This window comes from Bacillus zhangzhouensis, from assembly GCF_000715205.1.
Lineage (GTDB): Bacteria > Bacillota > Bacilli > Bacillales > Bacillaceae > Bacillus > Bacillus zhangzhouensis.
In genome coordinates, this window is sequence record NZ_JOTP01000004.1 from 218,702 (window position 1) to 241,650 (window position 22,949).

15 protein-coding genes and 1 pseudogene are annotated in these 22,949 nt (G+C 42.5%); 10 read left to right on the top strand and 6 right to left on the bottom strand.

Translation table 11 applies throughout. From position 1 onward, the window contains the following. The first annotated feature begins 29 nt into the window (after positions 1-29). Positions 30-1,529 (top strand): xylulokinase, encoded by a 1,500-nt coding sequence (gene xylB / locus BA70_RS05640; RefSeq protein ID WP_034319318.1) that lies wholly within the window; start codon positions 30-32, stop codon positions 1,527-1,529. An 89-nt stretch (positions 1,530-1,618) separates the two neighbouring features. Beyond that, the gene (locus BA70_RS05645; protein WP_034319321.1) at positions 1,619-2,305 is read left to right on the top strand and encodes a glycoside hydrolase family 11 protein; all 687 of its coding nucleotides are present in this window, start codon (positions 1,619-1,621) and stop codon (positions 2,303-2,305) included. 51 nt (positions 2,306-2,356) lie between these two features. Here BA70_RS05645 and BA70_RS05650 read toward each other — a convergent pair whose 3' ends face one another. Together BA70_RS05650 and BA70_RS05655 are read right to left on the bottom strand one after the other, a co-directional pair. After that, complete coding sequence (locus tag BA70_RS05650) at positions 2,357-4,399, bottom strand: molybdopterin oxidoreductase family protein (RefSeq protein WP_034319324.1); 2,043 nt, start codon at positions 4,397-4,399, stop codon at positions 2,357-2,359. A 130-nt stretch (positions 4,400-4,529) separates the two neighbouring features. Continuing rightward, positions 4,530-5,726 carry a cytochrome P450 gene (locus BA70_RS05655; protein ID WP_034319327.1) on the bottom strand — a complete coding sequence of 399 codons (1,197 nt, stop codon included), beginning with the start codon at positions 5,724-5,726 and terminating at the stop codon, positions 4,530-4,532. A gap of 471 nt (positions 5,727-6,197) precedes the next feature. Between BA70_RS05655 and proC the strand changes: the two genes are divergently transcribed. The 3 genes from proC to BA70_RS05670 are packed head-to-tail and all read left to right on the top strand — an operon-like array spanning position 6,198 to position 9,428. After that, positions 6,198-6,995: a pyrroline-5-carboxylate reductase gene (proC, locus tag BA70_RS05660; protein WP_034319330.1), complete on the top strand. Its 798-nt coding sequence runs from the start codon at positions 6,198-6,200 to the stop codon at positions 6,993-6,995. Positions 6,996-7,022: 27 nt separating this feature from the next. Then, positions 7,023-8,141: a glutamate 5-kinase gene (gene proB / locus BA70_RS05665; RefSeq protein ID WP_034319333.1), complete on the top strand. Its 1,119-nt coding sequence runs from the start codon at positions 7,023-7,025 to the stop codon at positions 8,139-8,141. 18 nt (positions 8,142-8,159) lie between these two features. Further along, positions 8,160-9,428, top strand: a complete 1,269-nt coding sequence (locus BA70_RS05670; protein ID WP_034319336.1) for a glutamate-5-semialdehyde dehydrogenase — start codon at positions 8,160-8,162, stop codon at positions 9,426-9,428. Between the two features lie 124 nt (positions 9,429-9,552). Here the strand turns inward: BA70_RS05670 and BA70_RS05675 are convergent, their stop codons facing one another. Beyond that, positions 9,553-10,122, bottom strand: a complete 570-nt coding sequence (locus BA70_RS05675) for a GNAT family N-acetyltransferase (RefSeq protein ID WP_034319339.1) — start codon at positions 10,120-10,122, stop codon at positions 9,553-9,555. Between the two features lie 88 nt (positions 10,123-10,210). On the opposite strand from BA70_RS05675, the gene BA70_RS05680 reads away from it, so the two are divergent. After that, positions 10,211-11,032 carry a MerR family transcriptional regulator gene (locus BA70_RS05680; protein ID WP_034319341.1) on the top strand — a complete coding sequence of 274 codons (822 nt, stop codon included), beginning with the start codon at positions 10,211-10,213 and terminating at the stop codon, positions 11,030-11,032. A gap of 57 nt (positions 11,033-11,089) precedes the next feature. Here BA70_RS05680 and BA70_RS05685 read toward each other — a convergent pair whose 3' ends face one another. From BA70_RS05685 to gltC, 3 genes are all read right to left on the bottom strand, one after another. Further along, on the bottom strand, positions 11,090-12,919 hold the full coding sequence (locus BA70_RS05685) for an ABC transporter ATP-binding protein (protein ID WP_034319344.1): 1,830 nt from the start codon (positions 12,917-12,919) through the stop codon (positions 11,090-11,092). After that, positions 12,916-14,649 (bottom strand): ABC transporter ATP-binding protein, encoded by a 1,734-nt coding sequence (locus BA70_RS05690; protein ID WP_034319347.1) that lies wholly within the window; start codon positions 14,647-14,649, stop codon positions 12,916-12,918. Before BA70_RS05690 ends, BA70_RS05685 begins: the two co-directional genes overlap by 4 nt. 94 nt (positions 14,650-14,743) lie before the next feature. Continuing rightward, positions 14,744-15,646: a glutamate biosynthesis transcriptional regulator GltC gene (gene gltC, locus BA70_RS05695; protein ID WP_034319350.1), complete on the bottom strand. Its 903-nt coding sequence runs from the start codon at positions 15,644-15,646 to the stop codon at positions 14,744-14,746. Between the two features lie 153 nt (positions 15,647-15,799). Here gltC and gltB point away from each other — a divergent pair, with 153 nt between their 5' ends. From gltB to BA70_RS05710, 4 genes and pseudogenes are all read left to right on the top strand, one after another. After that, positions 15,800-20,371 (top strand): glutamate synthase large subunit, encoded by a 4,572-nt coding sequence (gltB, locus tag BA70_RS05700; RefSeq protein WP_034319353.1) that lies wholly within the window; start codon positions 15,800-15,802, stop codon positions 20,369-20,371. Positions 20,372-20,387: 16 nt separating this feature from the next. Next, on the top strand, positions 20,388-21,872 hold the full coding sequence (gene gltD / locus BA70_RS05705; protein ID WP_034319356.1) for a glutamate synthase small subunit: 1,485 nt from the start codon (positions 20,388-20,390) through the stop codon (positions 21,870-21,872). 133 nt (positions 21,873-22,005) lie between these two features. Next, positions 22,006-22,119 (top strand): annotated as a pseudogene (locus BA70_RS20505) (nitrite reductase small subunit NirD); the annotation flags it as partial. Positions 22,120-22,185: 66 nt separating this feature from the next. Further along, entirely contained in the window at positions 22,186-22,887 is a 702-nt protein-coding gene (locus BA70_RS05710) for a DUF421 domain-containing protein (RefSeq protein WP_034319358.1), read from the top strand. Positions 22,888-22,949: the final 62 nt, after the last annotated feature.

Here is a 22,949-nt window from a genome sequence, read left to right on the forward strand (position 1 = left end):
AGGCGGACCTGTTTTGAAGGAGTGAAAAGATGAAGTATGTGATGGGAATTGATCTTGGAACGAGCGGAGTCAAAGCGATATTAGTAGATGAGAATGGAAAGGTGTGCTGCGAAACCTCTAAACCTTACCGCCTCATTCAAGATAAACCAGGATATTGTGAGCAACATCCTGAGGATTGGGTTGAGCAGACGATTGCCGCAATGAGAGAACTCATGGCGAGGCAGCCTGCTCATTCAAGGCAAGTAGAAGGCATCAGCTTTTCTGGACAGATGCATGGTTTGGTTTTATTAGATGAATCACGCCAAGTGCTCCGCCCCGCAATCTTGTGGAATGATACAAGAACGACAGAGCAATGTACACGCATCACAAAAAAGCTAGGAGACCGGCTGCAAAAGATCACTAAAAACCAGGCGCTAGAAGGATTCACACTGCCAAAATTATTATGGATGAAGGAACATGAACCAAATATTGATCAACAAATCGACTTGTTTTTACTCCCGAAAGATTACGTCAGATTTCGATTAACCGGCGCTATTCATATTGATTATTCAGATGCGGCTGGCACTTTACTGTTAGATATCGGAAAACAGACGTGGAGTGAGGAGATTTGTCAGGCATTTGATATTCCTTCTCAAATTTGCCCGCCGCTTGTCTCATCAGAGGCGGAGGTCGGTACACTTTTGCCGCAAGTTGCACGGGAGACTGGGATCAAAGAAGGTGCGAAAGTCTTTGCAGGGGGAGCAGATAATGCGTGCGGGGCAATCGGTGCTGGTATTTTGTCATCCGGTCACACGTTATGCAGCATCGGCACATCCGGTGTCATTCTCTCCTACGAAGAGGACCACGAAAGAGAGCTGCAAGGAAACTTGCATTTGTTTCATCATGCAAAAAAAGACGCTTTTTATACGATGGGTGTCACTCTTTCAGCAGGATATAGCCTTGATTGGACAAAATCCTTATTGGCTCCAGAGGAATCGTTCCAAGCGCTTTTAGAGGGTGTGGCTGATGTAGCGCCCGGGGCGAATGGATTGCTTTTTACCCCTTATTTAGTTGGGGAAAGAACGCCTTATGCGGATTCAATCATTCGCGGGAGCTTGATTGGATTAGACAGCAGGCATGAAAGGGCGCATATGGTTAGAGCTGTGCTAGAGGGGATCACCTTTTCGTTAAATGAATCAATTGCTTTATTTAGGCAGGCAGGAAAAAGAATTGATTCTATCGTGTCCATTGGCGGCGGGGCGAGAAGTCAAACATGGCTTCAAATGCAAGCAGACATTTTTCAGGCGGAGGTCATCCAGTTAAAAAATGAACAAGGGCCTGCTTTAGGTGCAGCCATGCTTGCAGCGGTTGGCTGCGGATGGTATCCATCACTTGAAGCATGTGCTGATCAGTTTATCCATCAAGCGGCCGTATATGAGCCAAATCAGCAGCGTGTTGATGTCTATGCCCATCTATTTCGTTTGTATCAAAGCATTTATACAAAAACAAGAGACATACATGTCGATTTAAAGCAGTATCGTTCCATTTAGCAGAGAGTCGTTACATGAAAGGAGGTGATGGGCTCGTTTCATCATAGGGATGACAGAACAATACTGATGAAAAAAGGGAGGAATAAAGAATGAATTTCAAAAGATTGAGGCTATTGTTTGTGATGTGCATTGGACTAACGCTTATACTGACTGCTGTACCAGCTCATGCAATGACGATTACCAACAATCAAATGGGTAACCATAGCGGCTACGATTATGAATTATGGAAGGATTATGGAAATACATCGATGACACTCAATAACGGCGGGGCATTTAGTGCAGGCTGGAACAATATCGGAAATGCCTTATTTCGGAAAGGAAAGAAGTTTGATTCCACTAAAACTCATCATCAACTTGGCAACATCTCCATCAATTACAACGCAAACTTTAACCCAGGCGGGAATTCCTATTTATGTGTCTATGGCTGGACACAATCTCCACTAGCAGAATACTACATTGTTGATTCATGGGGCACGTATCGTCCAACAGGAACACATAAAGGAACATTTTATGCAGACGGGGGCACATATGATATTTATGAAACGACCCGCGTCAATCAGCCTTCCATTATCGGGATCGCGACCTTCAAGCAATATTGGAGTGTACGTCAAACAAAGCGTACAAGCGGAACGGTCTCCGTCAGTGCGCATTTTAATAAATGGGAAAGCTTAGGGATGCCAATGGGCAGAATGTATGAAACGGCATTTACTGTAGAAGGCTACCAAAGCAGCGGAAGTGCGAATGTGATGACCAACCAGTTGTTTATTGGACGATAAAAAAGATCATAAAGAAAAGCCAGCAGTCTCGTTGCTGGCTTTTTCCCCTTCCTATGATAATTTTTCAACCTCAACTCTTCCAGAAAAGAACGTGGCGCCGCCGCCCATATCTGCCAAACGATCAGGTGTTAACCCATTGACCAAATGCTTTTTGCCTTTTTGATCTGCCCATAACCCTTGACTGACCACAACACCAGATAACACATTGTGACCGACTGAAACGACAAGCTCACATTCTCCTCGATCATTCAGCACACGCACCATGTCACCATCTTCAATTTTTCTTTCCTTTGCATCTTGTTCATTCATGTGAAGCTTCGGAAATTTCTCAAGCTTTTGATGCTTTTCATGAAGTGAGAAGGTGGAATTAAGAAAATTATGGTTCGGCCCCGGTATAAAGGTAAGCGGATACTCACTTTCCTGATAAAGGGGTACATAGGTTGGTAGTGCTGGATATCCGTCTTGCTTCATTTGTTCAGAGTAAAGCTCAATTTTCCCGCTTGGGGTAGGAAGCTTTAAGTCCTGGAAAGCCCCTCGTTTAGCTTTGATCCAATTTTTCTCTTTTAATGCTTCATATGAAATGTCTTCATAATGCGGGTTTTCCGGGTGATGAAGGGCTTGTTTCATGAGTTCCGAATCTGTTTCGCGGAAGGCTTCATCTTCAAAGCCCATGGCATGAGCCAAAAGGCGAAATACTTCAGTGTTGGATTTGCTTTCTCCATAGCGTTCAATGACTGGCTCTTGAATTTGAATATAATGATGCCAGTACGATGTATAGAAATCCTCGTTTTCAAAGGCAGATGTCGCCGGCAGGACAATATCTGCATATGTGGCTGTCTCTGTAAGGAACAAGTCATGAACAACTGTAAATAAGTCCTCTCTCAGCAAACCTTCTCTGACTTTATTTGCTTCAGGTGTTACGACGGCTGGGTTGCAAGAGTAGACAAAGAGTGAATCTACGGAAGGCTTTGCATTCGTCAGCACACTACCTAGCTGATTCATATTAAATGTTCTAGGCGTGCGTTCCTTTAATAGATCCGGCCGCTGAAGAGCTGTTTCATTATAGCTGAGAAAAGAAGAGTTCGATTTCATCGCACCGCCGCCTTTGTGCAGCCATTGACCAGTCAGGGCAGGGAGGCAGGCGATGGTTCGTATACTCATTCCTCCATTATCATGATGCTGCAAACCATTGCCAATGCGAATCAGAGAGGGCGATGTTTCGGCATACATTCTCGCAAGTGTGATGATATCGTTTTTAGGGACACCCGTGATGTGCTCAACAGTTTCTGGATCATACTGCTTCACATGCTCGCGCAGCTCTTTATGGCCGACTGTGTAAGTCTCTAAAAATGAAGCATCTGTACGATCCTCTTCAAAAAGGACATGCATGATGCCAAGGGCAAGTGCACTGTCAGTGCCAGGTCGAAGCGGGATGAACCAATCAGCCATCCGGCCGGTTTGATTTTTGTGAACATCAATGACAACAATCTTTGCCCCTTGCTTTCGAGCTTTTTGTGCCAAGGTAATTTGGTGCATATTGGTCGACACAGCATTAATGCCCCAAAAGATAAATAGTTTCGTATGAATGGTGTCTTCTGGATCTGTCCCAATGCTTGCGCCCATTGTATATTTATAGCCAGTCGTTCCGGCTGACTGACAGATGGTTCGATCCAACTGACTTGAACCAAGGCGATAGAAAAAGCGTCGGTCCATTCCTTCTGCATTCAGATTGCCCATGTTTCCATAGAAGCTGTAAGGTAAAATACTTTCTGAACCTTTTTCTTCTATCAGCTTTGTCCATTTTTGCCGAATGGTTTCAATGGCTTCATCCCACGTAATGGGCTCAAACTGACCATCTCCTTTTCGACCAATACGTTTTAAAGGAGTCGTCAATCGTTTTTCATCATATAAGCGGGCTGTGACATTCCGCACTTTGTTGCATATGTTTCCTTGTGTCACGGGATGGTCTGGATCTCCCTGAACTTTCACGATCTTTCCGTTTTCTTTATGTATTAAAAGACCGCACTGATCCGGGCAATCTAACGAACAAACTGATTTGAATATTCCGTCTTTCATTGCTGTATAATCGGTCATAAGTTTTTGGCTTCCTTTCTGCATTCCGTTATCGCTTTGTATGGACTATATTTTAGCATGTTCAGAGATGGAAGGTAAGGAAGAGATGATAAATTGAAGAAAATGAAAAAAAGCCCCTTAAAAGGGACTTTTAAAAACGAGTGACCTGTACTGGAAATTCTTTTACCCCAAAAACAAAGGTGCTTTGAATCGGTTTTAGCTTATCTGCTGCACAGGTGATCTCCTGAAACGTATTCAGCAATATGTCAAGCGCAATATTGCTCTCAAGCCGGGCAAGTGGGGCCCCAAGACAAAAGTGAATACCAAAACCAAAGCTCATATGAGGATTTGATTTCCGGTCAAGGCGGAACGTATCAGGGTCTTCGAACTTCCGTTCATCACGATTCGCAGAAGCCACCCAGGTAATGAGATAGTCTCCTTTTTCAATACGTGAGCCTGCGATCTCAACATCCTCTGCTGCAATTCGCCCAATTGCTTGAACAGGCGGATAATAGCGTAATGTTTCCTCTGTTAATTGAGGAATAAGAGAAGGATCTTGCCGCACTGATTCGGCGATATGTGGCTGCTCTGTAAGCAGTCGCACTGCATTTGTGATTAAATTGGTCGTTGTCTCATTACCTGCAACGAGTAATAGAATACAAAAGCCAAGCAGTTCATTTTCTGTTAAACGCTCACCATCGATTTCTGCTTGAATGAGAAGAGAAATCAAATCATCAGCAGGCGTTTCTTTTCGTTTTTGGATCAAATGAGCAAAATAAACGGACAGCTCTTCTTCTGCGCGTTTCTGCATCTCTACAACAGTCTGAATGGCTTCTTCTGAATCATCCTTAGCACCTGCCACAAGAGCATCAGAGTGTTTTTTAATCAGCTCTCTGTCCTTTACCTCTGCACCGAGTAGCTCAGCGATGATCATCACAGGCAGGGGAGCTGCTAGATCTTGAACCATATCAAATGTACGTTGATCCTTGACTTGTTTTAACAGATCATGTGTCAGGTCTTTGATCTTATCTTCTAATTGCTTGATCGCTTTTGGCGTGAATGCTTTATTCACGAGTGCTCTCATCTTTGTATGTTTTGGAGGGTCCATTGTTAAAATACTCGTTTTAGACGTGCTTCTTCCTCGCTGTGATGAGAACACTTTTGGCTGCCTAAGAACGGACTGGATATCAGCATATCGAAAGAGATCCCAGCACTTTCTTGTCTCATCGTATCTAATATCACCGTGCGCACGTAAATCATTATAAATAGGGAACGGGAAAAGAAGGTCATCAGTGGATCGGATTTCTTTCATTGGAATGACATTGACGTAGTTTTCTTTCACTTTCATTATGAACGCTCCTTTTTCGCATGATTTCCCTTTCACCGTATCACCACAAAAAGTTGATTTCAACGGACATGTTTTCTAAAATATGTCAATAGTCTAATCGAAATATTCAAGCACATTCATCGTATAGGAAAATAGAAAGTCACCAAAAATGATAGCGCTTCCTAAAAAATAGAATTGAAGTCACCGAAACCAAAAATAAAGTGGTGAATTCAGTCGAACGAAAGGGTACTATGATTCAAATCCATATAGTTCTTTTGGTCTAAATTACTGATTTGAAAAAACGCGGCTAACATACATACAGCAAGCTGTTCACCGTGCATTCGGGACTTTTGAAAAGCGCCGGCTCTTTCTTGACACGATTTCTCATCATGTTACGATAACTAACGTGCGAAAAACACGAACAAAAAGCGAACAAGGGAGAGGATCAATATCATTGATCAAAAGAAAGTTGCTTTCATTGGAGCAGGTTCTATGGCAGAAGGAATGATTGCAGGTATTGTGCGATCAGGACAGATGCCGCTAGGCCAAATTTACGCAACAAACAGAAAAAATCAACTTCGATTGAATGAACTAACGAAACGATACGGGATACAAACAGCCACAATGGATTCATTTCCTTTTGAAGAAATGGATATCTTGATCCTGGGCATGAAGCCAAAGGATGCTGAAACAGCACTAGAATCATTAAAATCTCATATTCAGCCAGATCAGCTCATCTTGTCTGTACTTGCAGGTGTTAAACAATCGTATATTGAAGACATGCTACATGAAGGGCAGCCCGTCATGAGGGTGATGCCAAATACGTCAAGTACGATCGGGGCGTCAGCGACCGCTTTATCTGCAGGACGTTATGTGAAAAAAGAACATGTAAGTATGAGTCAGGCCCTTTTATCTGAAATGGGAGAAGTCTATACCATTCAGGAAGAGCAAATGGATATTTTCACAGGAATTGCCGGAAGCGGGCCAGCTTATTTTTATTTCTTAATGGAAAGAATCGAAGAAGCAGGAGAAGAAGCAGGTTTATCAAAGGAAATGTCTCGCCAAATCGGTGCACAGACACTACTTGGTGCAGCGAAAATGCTGCAAGAAACAGCTGAAAACCCTTCTGTCCTAAGAGAAAAAATCACGTCACCGAATGGAACAACTGCAGCAGGACTGAATGCATTAGATGATTTTGGCGGGGGAGAAGCGATCAAGCAGGCCGTCAAACATGCCGCCAATCGATCAAAAGAGATAAGCGAACAGCAAAAACAAAAAGTAACGATATAAATAGAGCCTCAATACAGGAGTGATAAGGTGTACGCAGATAAAGAGAGAAAACGAATTGTTGTAAAAATCGGAAGCAGCTCTCTTACTAGCTTTCAAGGTGAGATTAGTTTAAAAAAACTAGAAAACCTCGTCAATCAAATTGTGAAACTGAAAGATGAAGGACACGAAGTCATTTTGGTTTCATCAGGTGCGGTTGCAGCTGGTTACCGAAAACTAGGATTTATCGATAGACCCAAAACACTACCAGAAAAGCAGGCATCTGCCTCCATAGGGCAAGGGCTTTTAATGGAATCATATTCTACTTTATTTTTATCGCACGGTTATATTGCCTCACAGCTACTAATCACAAGAAGTGATTTTTCAGATGAAACGCGCTATCAAAATGTGCGAAACACTATGAATGTGTTATTAGATAGAGGCATCATCCCGATTATCAATGAAAATGATACAGTGACGATCAATCGGTTGAAGTTCGGAGATAATGATACATTGTCTGCAAAAGTAGCAGGACTGATTGATGCTGATTTTCTTGCCATTTTATCTGATATTGATGGCTTGTATGAAGATAACCCGCATACAAACCCAAATGCGAAGAGAATTCTCGAAGTCACAGAAATTACTGAAGACATCGAAGCAGCTGCTGGAGATGCAGGGAGCAGCGTTGGAACAGGCGGAATGAAATCGAAGCTCGACGCCTTTAAAATATCAATGGCCGCAGGCATAAATGGCTTTCTAGGAAAAGCGGATACGCCTCACATTTTAGACAAAGCGATCAATGGCACAGAGGACGGCACATATTTTACAGCTGATGAAAATGTAGCGCCGCTGAATTATAAGAAGCAGTGGATTGCCTTTCATTCTGGACCAAAAGGCGAGATCGTTGTTCAAGAGAAAACACAGGAGGACCTCATGCACCGTGAGAAAAGCCTTGATTCTGATGGCATTGTAGATGTGAAAGGTTCGTTTAAAAAAGGCGATGTTGTCCGTATTTTAGATCAAGATAGAAGAGAAATAGGGCTTGGCATTGTGAATTATACGTCTGACGAACTTGCGCTAAACAGTGGCTTGTTACAAGATGAAGTTGTTCATGTCGTCGATCTTGAAGCATTTGTTTGTCATTTAGATTTATCTATACCAGTTTGCTAACCAAAAGGGAGGAATTTCATGACACTGACAGCTGAAGTTGTCACATCGGTCAAAGAAAAAGCGAAAAAAGCAAAGTACGTATCAAAAAAACTAGGTTTACTTCAAACAGAGGAAAAGAATGAGGCGCTGCTTAAAATAGCTGAAGCGTTAGAACAGCAAAGCAGCTTCATTTTACAGGAGAATCAAAAGGATTTAGACGCAGGAAAAGAAAAGGGCTTCTCTGAGGCATTGATGGATCGATTAATGTTAAATGAGGAGAGAATTCATGAGTTTGCAGAAAGTTTGCGCCTTGTGACGAGATTAACAGATCCTGTTGGAGAAATATTGGATGAATGGACTCTTGAAAACGGCTTACATGTGAAAAGCCGAAGAGTACCGCTCGGCGTGATCGGTATGATCTATGAAGCGAGACCGAATGTCACTGTCGATGCAGCAGGACTTGCCCTCAAGGCGGGTAATTCAGTGATTTTAAAAGGCGGTTCCTCCGCTATTTCTTCCAACAAAGCCATCGTAAGCGTTATTCATGAAGCATTAGATCATACAAAGATCCCTCGTGATGCGGTCCAATTTATTGAACAAACAGACCGTTCATCTGTTCAAGCGATATTTCATCTAAAGGAATGGATCGATGTGTTAATTCCTAGAGGAGGGGCTTCTTTAATCAAAACAGTTGTTGAAGAATCAACCATCCCAGTCCTTGAAACTGGAACAGGGAACTGCCATGTTTTTATTGATCAAACAGCGAATATCGATAAGGCCATTGAGATTGTCATCAATGCGAAAACGAATCGTCCAGCTGTTTGTAATGCACTTGAGACACTCCTCATTCATCGTGATTGGCTGAAAGAGAATGGCGCAGCATTGAACGAAGCACTACTTCACCATCAAGTCACTGTACATGGCGATCAGGAAGCACAATCTTTCTTTTCAAATGCGGTTCCTGCTGAGGAAGTGGATTGGACAGATGAGTATTTAAGTCTTGATCTTGCGATAAAAGTAGTGGATTCAATCGAGGAAGCGATTGACCATATTGACCAGTACGGCACAAAACATTCAGAAGCCATCGTGACAGAAGATGAAAAAAATGCACTGACGTTTCTAAACGAAGTAGATGCGGCTGCGGTTTATCATAACGCATCCACTCGTTTTACAGACGGCGGCGCACTTGGATATGGGGCTGAAATAGGCATCTCCACTCAAAAACTGCATGCAAGAGGGCCAATGGGGCTTCCTGCACTTACGACAACTAAGCTGCTTCTGTCTGGTGATGGTCAGATTAGAAGCTGAGAATCATTGTTAAAAACACGACCTTCTTTATAAAGAAGACAAAGGGCAAAAAAAACATTTTAGCCCTTTGTCAACAATCTGAAACTCCCTCGTATAGGGAGTTTTTTTAATAGGTTCAATGCTTTCATTCATTTGAACAGTCTTTTTTCATGACTTTCTCAAATTTAAAAAACTCAAATGTCTCAGGTGCTAAAGAGTCATTTTCTTTATCACTAGTACGAGGAAAGTTCGGGTCTGGATGATGTAAGTGATAGAACTCTACAATTTGAAACCCACATTTATTGACATAAAAATGAATGTTCCGTTTTTCAAAATAAGGGGTCACAACCTCCCATACTTTGGTTTCTGGATATTGAGCCTCAATCGCTTTCCATGCAGCCTGACCAATGCCCCGGCTGTGTGATGATGAAGAGATGTAAAGTAAGTCCACCGAATTGTGATCTGTTTGTGGGTTGATTTTTAATACTACACCTCCAGCTTTTTCACCATTTAGCAAAATATGATAAATAAGGGCCCCGGCCGCATGAAAAGATTCATCAATTGCTTCATCTGGAGGAATCGGTCCACCTTGTGCATCGCCAAATGCCTCGATTACGCCAGCTGTAAAAGCCTCCTGTAATTCTTTTTTCATAGAAGGGAAGTCCTCTTTATGTGCAAGTGATAATGTGACTTGGTGTTGAGATATTTTGTTCATTTTTATATCCTTTCTCCACGTATGTGGTGTTGCTACATGTTATGATAAAGGATGGAGTAACTCCATGGTCAAGAGAGGAGACATGTAGATGATCAATGATGTTCAAAAAACATTTCTCACTGGGGAATTTGCAAAGCTATTCGATGTGAAGAAAGATACGCTGCTTTATTATGATAAAATCAATTTGTTTAAGCCGGCTGGGGTCCATGAAAATGGGTACCGTTACTATACTCTCGAACAATTTGATCACTTTATTGCGATTCAGTCCCTTCGTGCTGTTCAATTTCCTATTAAAGAGTTAAAACAATACTTCACAGAGCCTTCCCGGGACAGACTTCAAAGCCTTGCGACCGAACAAGTAGAGAAGGTCAAGCAGGAGATTGAAAAACTTCAGGATATCCAGTCTTTTCTTTTGCGCGTGATTGAGACGACGAATGAATTATCATCTGTGAAAACAGGGGAGGTCTTGTTTCAAGAACTGCCAGAAGAACCGGTCATACTTAGTGCATCACATCCGATTGATTTGAACACGCCCACAGAAGAAATATCTCGAATTGTAGGAGAATTTCTAAAGGAAATTGGCATTAAAGGCGCTGCGGCAAATGGTTCTGTTTTAAAAAAGGAGCAGTTCCTTCAGCGTAACTTTCATCAGTCAGATGTGCTGTTTTGTCGAATGGAAGGACCAGGTGCAGTCCAAAAACCTGCCGGCCTCTATGCGGTCATGTATGATCAAGGAACATATGAAGAGCTAGAATCAGCCTATTCACGTCTGTTAGCTGACATCGAGAAAGAGGACATGGTGCTGGATGGAGATGTATTTGAGGAATATTTGCTTCATTCGCTCATGTCTAAAAATGAAGCAGAATATATGACAAAACTTAGTGTAAAAGTGAAAAAGCGAGCAGATTAAGAAATGAAAAAGAGGATAGACACGCATTTTCCATGCTGACTATCCTCTTTTTTGATTTTAACCCACTTGATGGTCGGTAAATTGACTCATGTATAAGTCAGCATAAAAGCCTTTTTCTTTCAAAAGTTCACTGTGAGTTCCTTTTTCAATGATGGTGCCATCTTTCATGACTAAAATGAGGTCGGCATCCTTGATCGTCGAAAGTCTGTGTGCAATGACGAAGCTCGTTCTGCCTTTCATCAGTTCATTCATCGCTTTTTGAATGTGCATCTCTGTCCGCGTATCCACACTACTCGTCGCTTCATCTAATATCAAAATCTTCGGATCAGATAAAATCGCACGGGCGATGGTTAACAGCTGACGCTGACCTTGTGACAGGTTACCTGCATCTTCTGTTAAGAGCGTGTCATATCCGTCTGGAAGCGTGCGGATGAAATCATCTGCATAGGCATGCTTTGCGGCTTTGATGACATCCTCTTTTGAGACATGCTGCCTGCCATATGCAATATTGTCGTAAATCGTCCCTTCAAAAAGCCACGTATCCTGAAGAACCATCGCAAATAAGTCACGTACTTGCTGACGGCTGAGATCAGTTGTTTTGACGCCGCCAATGTGAATGGAGCCTTGATCTAATTCATAAAAGCGCATTAATAGATTGATGATGGTTGTTTTTCCCGCGCCTGTTGGCCCGACAATGGCAACCGTTTGTCCTTCCTGGACATGTAAACTCAAATCTTTAATAATCGGATGATCTTTCTCATATCCGAATTGAACTTGTTCAAAGGTCACATCTCCTGAAAGTGATTCAAGATCAATCGCCGCATCCTCTTCGGTACTTTCTTCTTCCTCATCCAGGATTTCAAAGACCCTTTCAGCAGAAGCGATCGCAGATTGAACTAAGTTTGCGACACTTGATGCTTGCACAAGCGGCTGAGACAATTGCTGCGTGTATTGGATAAATGCCTGCACATCCCCAACACGAATATTCCCGTTAATGACAAGAATACCGCCGGCTACACTTACTGCCACATAGCCAAGGTTCCCGATAAAGGTCATCATCGGCATCATTAAACCGGAAATAAACTGGGCCTTTCTTGATGATTCATACAGCTTTTCGTTTAATTGATCAAATGTATCGATCGCTTTCTTTTCATAGCCATACGCACGAACGGTCTGATGTCCTGTGAACATTTCATTAATATGTCCATTGATCATACCGAGCTCTTTTTGCTGCGCCTTAAAATGCTTTTGAGAAAATGACGTGATGCCACGAATCGCAAATAGACTAAGTGGTAGTGTTAAACAAACAAGCAAGGTGAGTAGCGGACTAATGAAAAGCATCATGACGACAATCCCAATGACCGTAATCACAGATGTAATCACCTGGGTGAGTGCCTGCTGAAGTGACGTATTAATATTATCGATATCGTTCATCACACGGCTCAGCGTGTCCCCGTGGGTTGTTTTATCAAAATAACGAAGGGGAACACGTGTGAGCTTGTCATTTGCTTCTTGCCGTAATTCAGCAATGGTCTCTTGGGAAACACCTGCCATCACGTATTGCTGAACGAATGAAAAAAGAGAGGAAACGACGTATAACAGGACAAGCAGCAATAAAATGCGTGAAATGACATCAAATTGAACGGCTGTTCCTTGTGTAAAGCTTTCAAATAGGGAAGAGGTGGCATCCCCAAGTAGTTTAGGACTAATCACGCTAAAGACGGTTGAACCGATCGCTGCAATCAGTACAATAATCAGCTGAAATTTCCTTGGTTTTAAATAGCCAGTCAAACGAAGAAGTGTTTTTTTAAATTCCTTCGGTTTTGCGACCGGCCCTCTAGGGTGACCGCCTTTATGGCCCATTCCAGAAGACATTTTCTTACTCATCCTTGCTCCACCTCCTGACCTTCCTGTGATGCGACAATCTCTTGATATACAAGATTGTCCTTTAGTAATTGTTCATGTGTTCCGATACCTGCGATTTTTCCTTCATCTAGCACAATGATTTTATCGCTATGCTTCACTGTACTGATTCTTTGGGCGACAATGATAAGGGCTGCATGCTCTTTTTCAACTTCTAATGCTGCCCGAAGCTTTGCGTCCGTTTTGTAATCAAGTGCAGAGAAGCTATCGTCAAACAGATAGAATGAGGGTTTTCTCACTAGTGCTCTTGCAATGGAAAGCCGCTGCTTTTGACCACCAGAGAGATTTGATCCACCTTGGTCAATCTCAGCATCGATTCCGCCATCTTTCTGCAAAACAAATTCCTCAGCCTGTGCGGTTCGCAGCGCCTGCCAAATGTCTTCATCACTCGCATCGTGCCGGCCAAAGCGCACATTATCGGCAATACTTCCGCTGAACAAAACGGCTTTTTGAGCGACATAGCCTATCTGACCTCTCAGTTTCTGCTGGGGCAGCTCTCTGATATCTACACCATCTAGTGTAATCCGTCCTTCTGTCGCTTCGTAAAAGCGCGTCATCAGCTGGAGGAGAGTCGTTTTTCCTGAGCCTGTACTGCCGATAATGGCAGTTGTTTCACCAGTTTTCGCTTCAAACGTAATTTGTTGAACGGCCGGTTTCTCAGCATTTGAGTAATAAAATGAAACATCCTCAAAGCGAATGGATTGTGCGGGTTGATGAAGCTTAGTAATAGATTCTTCTTTGTCTTTAATTTTCGGTTCCATGTTTAACACTTCGTTCATACGTTTAGCTGATGCCTGTGCTCTTGGGACCATAATAAAGCTCATTGATAGCATGATGAGAGCCATTAAAATCATCATCGCATATTGAATGAAGGCAATGAGATTCCCGACTTCCATCTCTCCGGCATCAATCCGGTTTGCACCAAGCCAGACAATGCCAATATTCGTGAAATTCATAATGATGAGCATAAATGGAAACAAGTATGCCATTAATCTGTTGACCTTAAGGCCAGTATCTTTATAGGATGTGTTGGCTTCTTGAAAACGTTCCTTTTCATCATCGACACGGTTAAAAGCTCGAATGACCCGGATGCCTGAAAGAGACTCTCTCATAATTAAATTCAGACGGTCTGTTTTTTTCTGAAGCTGGCCGAATAGCGGTATAGCTTTTCTTGAAACAAAATAGATAAATCCGCCAAGCAGGGGAAGGGCTGCTAAAAAGATCAGAGACAGGACGGCATCTCTAGAAACAGCCAAAATAATTCCACCCACGAGCATGAGAGGGGCTCTCGTCATCATTTGTAAGATCATGATCGTTACATCTTGGACTTGCTTCACGTCATTTGTTGATCTTGTAACAAATGAAGACGTCCCGATCTTTTGAAATTCTTCTAGTGAAAATTGTTCGACATGAACGAACAGCTGCCTTCTCATATCACGGCCGAAGCCAAGTGCAGTCTTTGATGACAGGTAGGACTTCCAAATCGTGAGCAATATGGCAAGTAAAGAACAGGCAACCATCCAGCCGCCAACCTTCCAGATGTAAGCGATATCTCCTTGTACGATCCCGACATCTACGATATCTGCCGTCAAAGTCGGTAAATATAGCTGGAGCATACTGCTTAAAAAAGTCAGGAGGACAATGGACACAACGGATAGCCGATATGGCTTTAAAAACGATAAAATTGATTTCATACGAATACCTTTCTTCCATATAGTCTGTTGTTCTGTAACCCATCATATACAAAGAGGGATTATTTCTACAAATGAAATGTCTTTTTTTAATGAATTATTTATATTGTTCAATTTTAGAAAAGAAATCCTTCACAAACACATAGAAATCATGTGCAGATGGAGACATCTCTCGTGTCTTAGACGCGATAATTCCAACGGTTCTTCTCACTTGCGGAAAGTCGATCGGAATTTTCACTGTAAATCGTGGTGTTGTTTCATAAAAGGCACTTTCGGGTAATAAGGTAACGCCCATACCAGCTGACACGAGACCTTTAATAGCATCCAAATCTTCTCCTTCAGATGAAATGGTTGGCTCATAGCCTGCCTGCTTGCAAGCATCGACCGCAATTTGTCTCAGCACATATCCTTCAGGAAATAAAACGAAATGATCCTTTCTTAAATCACTTAAATGAATACTCCTTTGTCCGCTAAAGGGGTGGCTAATAGGCAAAAGGGCATAAATGCTTTCTGAAAACAAAATATTTCCTTCTATTTGAGTATCGTTTGTCGGTACGGGTCCTAAAAAAGCGAGATCAATATCTCGATTTTTGACAGCTTCAATGAGAAATTTATACGATCCTTGACGAAGTAAAAAATCGACCTCTGGATATTCCTGCTTAAATGCGGATATGACAGAAGGAAGAACTTGGCTTGCTAGACTTGTAGGGAAGCCAATATTTACCGTTCCTTTGTGCGGGTCTAAGTATTCATCGACTTGCTCCTTCGCGTAATCGATGGCCTTTAGTGCCGTTCTGACATGCTCTAAAAATTGTCTGCCGATCTTCGTTAATTTAATATTTCGTCCTTCTCGTTCGAATAAAGCTACTCCAAGCTCTTCTTCTAAATTGGCAATCTGCCGGCTGATGGCAGATTGAGCAACATGTAAGTTTTCAGCCGCTTCTGACACGTGTTCACGGTCCGCAACTTCTACAAAATAACGTAACTGACGAAGCTCCATTTTTGCACTTCACACCCATCCATCTCAAAAAGAGATTGTTTTGATCTAAATTATATATTGTTTATATTAATTTGAAAACTTAAAATAAGTTACAGAGTTTGTGAGATTTTATTACTGTGAAAAAACGGATCTTTTAAACGGGGGAGAGAAACGATGACTTATAATCAATTACCACAACCACAAGGTCTCTACCGTCCAGAATTTGAACATGATGCATGTGGAATCGGACTGTACGCCCATTTAAAAGGGGAGGCGACACATAGCATCGTCAAAAAGGGATTGCAAATGCTGTGCCAGCTTGATCACCGCGGCGGGCAAGGCAGTGATCCGTATACAGGTGATGGTGCTGGCTTAATGGTACAGCTGCCAGACGCTTTCTTTAGAAAGAACTGCAAAGAATTTGTACTTCCTGAAAAGGGCCGTTACGGGGTAGGAATGGTCTTCTTTTCAAAAGATGATGATGAAAAAACGCGTCAAGCCATCGAACAGAAAATCAACGGATTCATTAAACAAGAAGGTCAAACATTAATTGGCTGGAGAACGGTTCCTGTCGATGCTGGGAAAATTGGTACTGTTGCAGCGAAGAGCTGTCCGGTTGTCAGGCAAGTCTTTATCGGGGCAAACGACAACGTAACAGATCGTTTGTCATTTGAAAGAAAATTATATGTCATTCGTAAACAGGCTGAAAACTGGGGAACAGCAGAGGAAAAACAATTTTACTTTGTCAGTCTATCCAGTCAAACCATTGTATATAAAGGGCTTTTAACGTCAGATCAAGTCGATACTTTTTATCTTGATCTCCAGGATGAAACATTTGTTTCTGCATTTTCGCTTGTTCATTCAAGATTTAGTACAAATACATTCCCTACATGGGAGAGAGCCCATCCAAACCGTTACTTAATTCACAACGGAGAAATCAACACATTAAGAGGAAACATCAATTGGATGAGAGCGAGAGAACAACAATTCGTGTCTGAAGCCTTCGGAGAAGATCTAGACAAGATTTTGCCAGTGCTGAATGCAGACGGAAGTGATTCATCCATTTTAGACAATGCCTTTGAATTCTTTGTACTTGCAGGCCGTACACCTGCTCATACAGCCATGATGCTCATTCCTGAGCCGTGGACTGAAAATACGCACATGTCAAAAGAGAAGCGGGCATTTTATGAATACCATAGTTCTCTCATGGAGCCATGGGATGGACCAACAGCGATTTCCTTTACTGACGGTAAACAAATCGGGGCCATCTTAGACCGAAACGGATTAAGACCGGCAAGATATTATGTCACAAAAGACGATCATATCATTTTCTCTTCTGAAGTCGGCGTGATCGACACAAATGAAGAAGATGTCAAATATAAAGACCGTCTTGAGCCAGGGAAAATGCTGTTAATCGATTTAGAAGAAGGAAGAATTATTTCTGATGAAGAAGTGAAGTCGACGATTGCGAATGAGCTTCCTTATCAAAAGTGGCTCGATGAAGAAATGGTCCACGTCAATCGCTCTGAAGAAAATTCAGAAAATTCTAGTATAATCGATGATTTATTGACACGTCAGCGTGCTTTCCATTATACGTACGAAGATATTCAAAAATATTTAATTCCGTTACTAGAGGAAGGCAAGGACCCAATCGGTTCAATGGGAAGTGACACACCGCTTGCTGTTTTATCAGATCGTGCACAGTCTCTCTTTAATTATTTCAAGCAGCTGTTTGCACAAGTAACGAATCCGCCGATTGATGCGATTCGTGAGCAGCTTGTCACATCGACCATGACTTGGTTAGGTGCCGAGGGAGATATTTTACACCCGAATGAATATTCATGCCGAAGAATTAAACTTTATACACCAGTCTTAACGAGCGGGCAATTTAACGGCTTGAAAACGATTGTTCATAATGCCTTTAAAAGCAAAACGATTCATACACTTTTCACCGGTGATCTCAAGCGCGGGCTGGATGCGATGTTTGAAGAGGCGGAAAAAGCCATTCGCGCGGGCGTATCTTTATTCATTCTTTCAGATCGTGAAATGACGGAAGAAAAAGTGCCGATTCCACCACTTCTTGCGTTAAGTGCACTTCACCAGCATCTGGTGCGTCAAGGCTTACGAACAAAGGTGAGTCTGATCGTCGAATCTGGAGAAGTAAGAGAAGTCCATCATTTTGCAGCACTCATTGGCTACGGAGCAGATGCGATTCACCCATATCTCGTCTATGAAACGTACAAACAGCTTATTGCAGAAGAAGCCATCTCTATCAGCTTTGATGAAGCTGTCACAAAGTTTGGCAAAAGCGTGACCGAGGGTGTCGTCAAAGTCATGTCTAAAGTGGGTATTTCCACTGTGCAAAGTTATAGAGGGGCGCAAATCTTTGAAGCAGTCGGCATTAGTGAAGATGTCATTCAGACGTATTTCACAGGAACAGCATCGCAGCTTGGCGGAATTGATCTTGACACCATTGCTAGTGAGGCAAAGCTTCGGCATGAAGCAGGATATCAGGCAGCTACTGACCAAACACTCGAATCAGGCAGTGAATTCCAGTGGAGAAAAAACGGAGAGCATCATGCCTTTAACCCAAAAACAATTCATACCCTTCAGTGGGCTTGCCGCAACGAAGATTATGATCTATTTAAGCAATATACGAAGGCAGCAGATGAAGAAAGAATGGGCTTCCTTAGAAATCTATTCGCTTTTCATCCGAAACAAAAGCCAGTTTCTCTTGAAGAGGTTGAATCTGCTCAATCCATTGTGCGCCGCTTTAAGACGGGTGCGATGTCATTTGGTTCATTAAGTAAGGAAGCACATGAGGCACTTGCCATTGCGATGAACCGAATTGGCGGTAAAAGTAACAGCGGAGAAGGCGGAGAAGATCCTGCTCGCTTTACAGTAGATGAACGCGGCGATGATCGCAGAAGTGCGATTAAACAAATTGCTTCAGGCCGTTTTGGTGTCAAAAGTCATTATTTGGTGAATGCAGATGAACTGCAAATTAAAATGGCGCAAGGCGCAAAGCCTGGAGAAGGCGGTCAGCTTCCAGGAAATAAAGTGTATCCTTGGGTCGCAGATGTACGTGGTTCTACGCCGGGTGTTGGCCTTATTTCACCACCTCCGCATCATGATATTTATTCCATCGAGGATTTGGCTCAGTTGATCCATGATTTGAAAAATGCGAACCGTGACGCACGCATCAGTGTCAAGCTTGTGTCTAAAGCTGGCGTTGGCACCATTGCAGCAGGTGTAGCAAAAGGTACTGCCGATGTCATTGTGATCAGCGGATACGATGGCGGCACAGGGGCATCGCCGAAAACAAGTATTAAACATACAGGACTTCCTTGGGAGCTCGGTTTGGCAGAGGCACATCAAACCCTTGTCTTAAACGGTCTTCGCGAGAGAGTCGTTCTTGAAACTGACGGAAAGTTAATGACAGGCCGCGATGTTGTCATGGCTGCGATTTTAGGAGCAGAAGAATACGGCTTTGCGACAGCTCCACTAGTCGTTTTAGGCTGCGTGATGATGAGAGCATGCCATTTAGATACTTGCCCGGTCGGTGTTGCGACACAAAATCCAGAGCTTCGTAAAAAATTCATGGGTAACCCTGATCACATCGTGAACTTCATGATGTATATTGCAGAGGAAGTAAGAGAAATCTTAGCTGAACTTGGCTTTAGATCAATGGATGAACTAATTGGACGCACAGACGTTTTAGCGGTCAGTGAACGAGCAAAATCTCACTGGAAAGCAGGACAGCTAGACCTCGAAACACTGCTTTATCAACCAGAAGGGCCGCGAATGTTCAGAACACCGCAAAATCATAAAATTGATGAATCACTTGATATGAATGAGATCCTCCCTTATGTACAGGAAGCGCTGAATCATCAAACACCGGTGGATCTATCTCTGAACATCCGCAACATCAACCGTGTGGCCGGAACAATTACTGGCAGTGAAGTGTCTAAGCGCTACGGGGAAGAAGGATTGCCAGAGGATACGATTACACTGCGTTTCACTGGTTCAGCTGGACAAAGCTTCGGCGCATTTGTGCCAAAGGGTATGTCCTTATATTTAACAGGTGACTCAAATGACTATATCGGCAAAGGACTCTCTGGAGGCAAAATTGCTGTCAAAACCTCTGACCACTTTGTGCAAAATGGACATGAAAACGTGATTGTCGGAAACGTCGCATTCTATGGTGCAACAAGCGGAAAGGCTTATATTAACGGGCGTGCTGGTGAGCGTTTTGCCGTTCGTAATTCTGGGGTACATGTGGTCGTTGAAGGAATCGGCGATCACGGCTGTGAGTATATGACTGGCGGACGTGTTGTGATTTTAGGGGACGTCGGGAAAAACTTTGGCGCAGGCATGTCTGGCGGTGTGGCTTACGTGCATACATCGGATGCAAAGCAGTTCAAAAGAATGTGCAACATGGAAATGATCATGTTTGAAAAGCTTACAGATCATGAAGAAGAACTAGAAGTAAAGCAAATGATTAAGGAGCATCTTGATTATACAAACAGCTCAAAAGCATCAGTACTTCTAGAAAACTGGGCGCAAGAAAAAGATCAATTCATTAAGATCATTCCGAGAAATTACAAAATGATGCTTCAAAGCATTGAAGAACAAAAACAAGCGGGTCTCAGTCATGAAGAAGCAGTGATGTTCGCTTTTGAAGCAAATACAAAACCGAAAAATAAAGAAACGGCAAACGGGCAAAAAGCAGCCCTCGCTCATTAAGAAAGGGGAGAGGACAATGGGCAAAGCAACAGGTTTTATGGATTATCAAAGAGAAAAGCCAAATGAACGTGACCCTCTCACTCGTCAAAATGACTGGAAAGAATATTCAGCTCCTTATACAGATGAGGTATTGAAAAAGCAGGGCGCTAGATGTATGGATTGCGGAACACCGTTTTGTCAAATTGGGATGGAAATCAGGGGCGGCGTGTCTGGCTGCCCGATCTACAATTTAATTCCAGAGTGGAATGACCTTGTCTATCGCGGGAGATGGAAAGAAGCGCTCGAAAGACTGCAAAAAACGAACAATTTTCCTGAATTTACTGGTAGAGTATGTCCAGCGCCTTGCGAAGGCTCATGTACAGTCGCCATCAATGATCCAGCTGTTTCGATTAAAAATATCGAACGCACGATCATTGATAAAGGTTTTGAGAATGGATGGATTACACCAAGAATTCCTTCAAGCCGTTCAGGGAAAAAGATTGCCATTGTCGGTTCAGGGCCAGCAGGACTTGCAAGTGCTGATCAATTAAACCAAGCAGGACACGCCGTGACCGTGTTTGAACGATCTGATCGACTTGGCGGACTGCTCACCTATGGCATTCCGAATATGAAGCTGGACAAAGAAGTCGTTGAGCGCAGAGTGAAACTTTTGAGACAAGAAGGCATTGACTTTGTCACGAACACAGAAATTGGCGTGGATATCACTGCCGATGAGCTAAAAGAGCAATTTGATGCGGTTATCCTCTGTACAGGTGCACAAAAGCAGCGCGACCTATTAATCGAAGGCCGTGAAGCAAAAGGGATTCACCTGGCGATGGATTATTTAACACTCGCAACAAAAAGCATGCTTGATTCAGGATTTAAAGATAAAAATTTCATTGATGCAAAAGGAAAAGACGTGATTGTCATTGGCGGAGGAGATACAGGTGCTGACTGCGTAGCAACTGCGCTTCGCCAAAAAGCAAAAAGTGTTGTTCAATTCGGAAAGCATCCAAAGCTTCCAGATACACGTGTAGGGGATAACATGTGGCCAGAGCATCCTTATGTCTTCTCACTCGATTATGCTTATGAAGAAGCACAAGCAAAATTCGGAGAAGACCCACGTCAATATTCGATTCAAACCACAAAGATTGTGGCAGATAAAAACGGGAAATTAAAAGAGCTTCATACCATTCAAATGGAAAAGGTGAAAAACGAACATGGGAAGTTTGAATTTCATGAGATTCCAGGAACAGAGAAGGTATGGCCTGCTCAGCTTGTCTTTATTGCAATTGGTTTTGAGGGAACTGAACAGCCACTAGTGAAACACTTTGGTGTGGACAGCAAAAACAATCGCATTGACGCAAAGTATGGGGAATATACAACAAATGTAGAAGGCGTATTTGCAGCGGGAGATGCAAGACGCGGCCAAAGTCTGATTGTTTGGGCAATTAACGAAGGCAGACAAGTGGCACACGAGGTAGACCGTTATTTAATGGGGAGTTCGGTTCTGCCAAAATAGGTCAAACAAAGGGTGTTTATGATATATAGAAAAGCCATGATCCAATAGTGATCATGGCTTTTTATGATTCAGATATGGTTTGATTTACTATCACTTTTTCCCGCTCTAGTGGAGATACAGCTAAAAGAACGCTGATTGGAAAATCCATCTTTCATCAGGTAATGTTCAAGCACCAGATCACGGGTGCGTCAAAACGTATGAAACATTGGTTGAGGAAGACGACGTTTTTATTTTGCTGCCTTTGTAAGCGGTTTAGATCCTACCATACATGTACATGCTGTAGATAAATGCAGTAAGAAAGGAAGGTAAGCTTGTGCCGTTTTTTAACATTTTGATTGAACTATTGATCGGATTTTTCGCCTTATTTTCTATTACAAAATTATTAGGGAAAACACAATTTGCACAAATCACGCCATTTGATTTTATTTCTGCGCTGATATTAGGGGAAATGGTCGGAAACGCCATCTTTGATCCAAAAGTCAGCATTCAGCACATTCTTTTTGCTGTTGCGGTATGGGGCGTTTTGATTTACACAGTTGAATGGCTTTCGCAAAGATTTAAATCGATTCGTGCTCTTTTAGAAGGAAGACCAACACTTGTGATTGATAAGGGAAAAATTCGCTACAATCGCTTGAAGAAGAATATGCTTGATTTAAATCAGCTGCAGACACTTATTCGAGCGAAGGGCCATTTTGCCCTTAATGAAATTGAATTTGCCATTTTAGAAACGGACGGGTCAGTCAGCGTGCTACCGAAAATGAAATACGCACCAGCCACAGCAGAAGATGTGAACGTGAAAGGAAAAGAAGTCAAATTGCCTAGAACGTTTATTATCGATGGGGAAATTTTAAAAAAAGACTTACAGGAAGCTGGATTTGACGAGTCATGGCTGATTGAGCAATTAAAAAAGCAGCACATTTCTTCCTATCGAGACGTTCTATTTTGTGAATGGATTGAAAATGAAGGCATTTATGCGATGAAATATGAGAAATCTGAAAAAACATCCACAACATAAAAAGGTGGGTGTTTTTTCTTCTGGTCAATGAATAAGATCAAAAAGAATGTTTCGATGAAAAC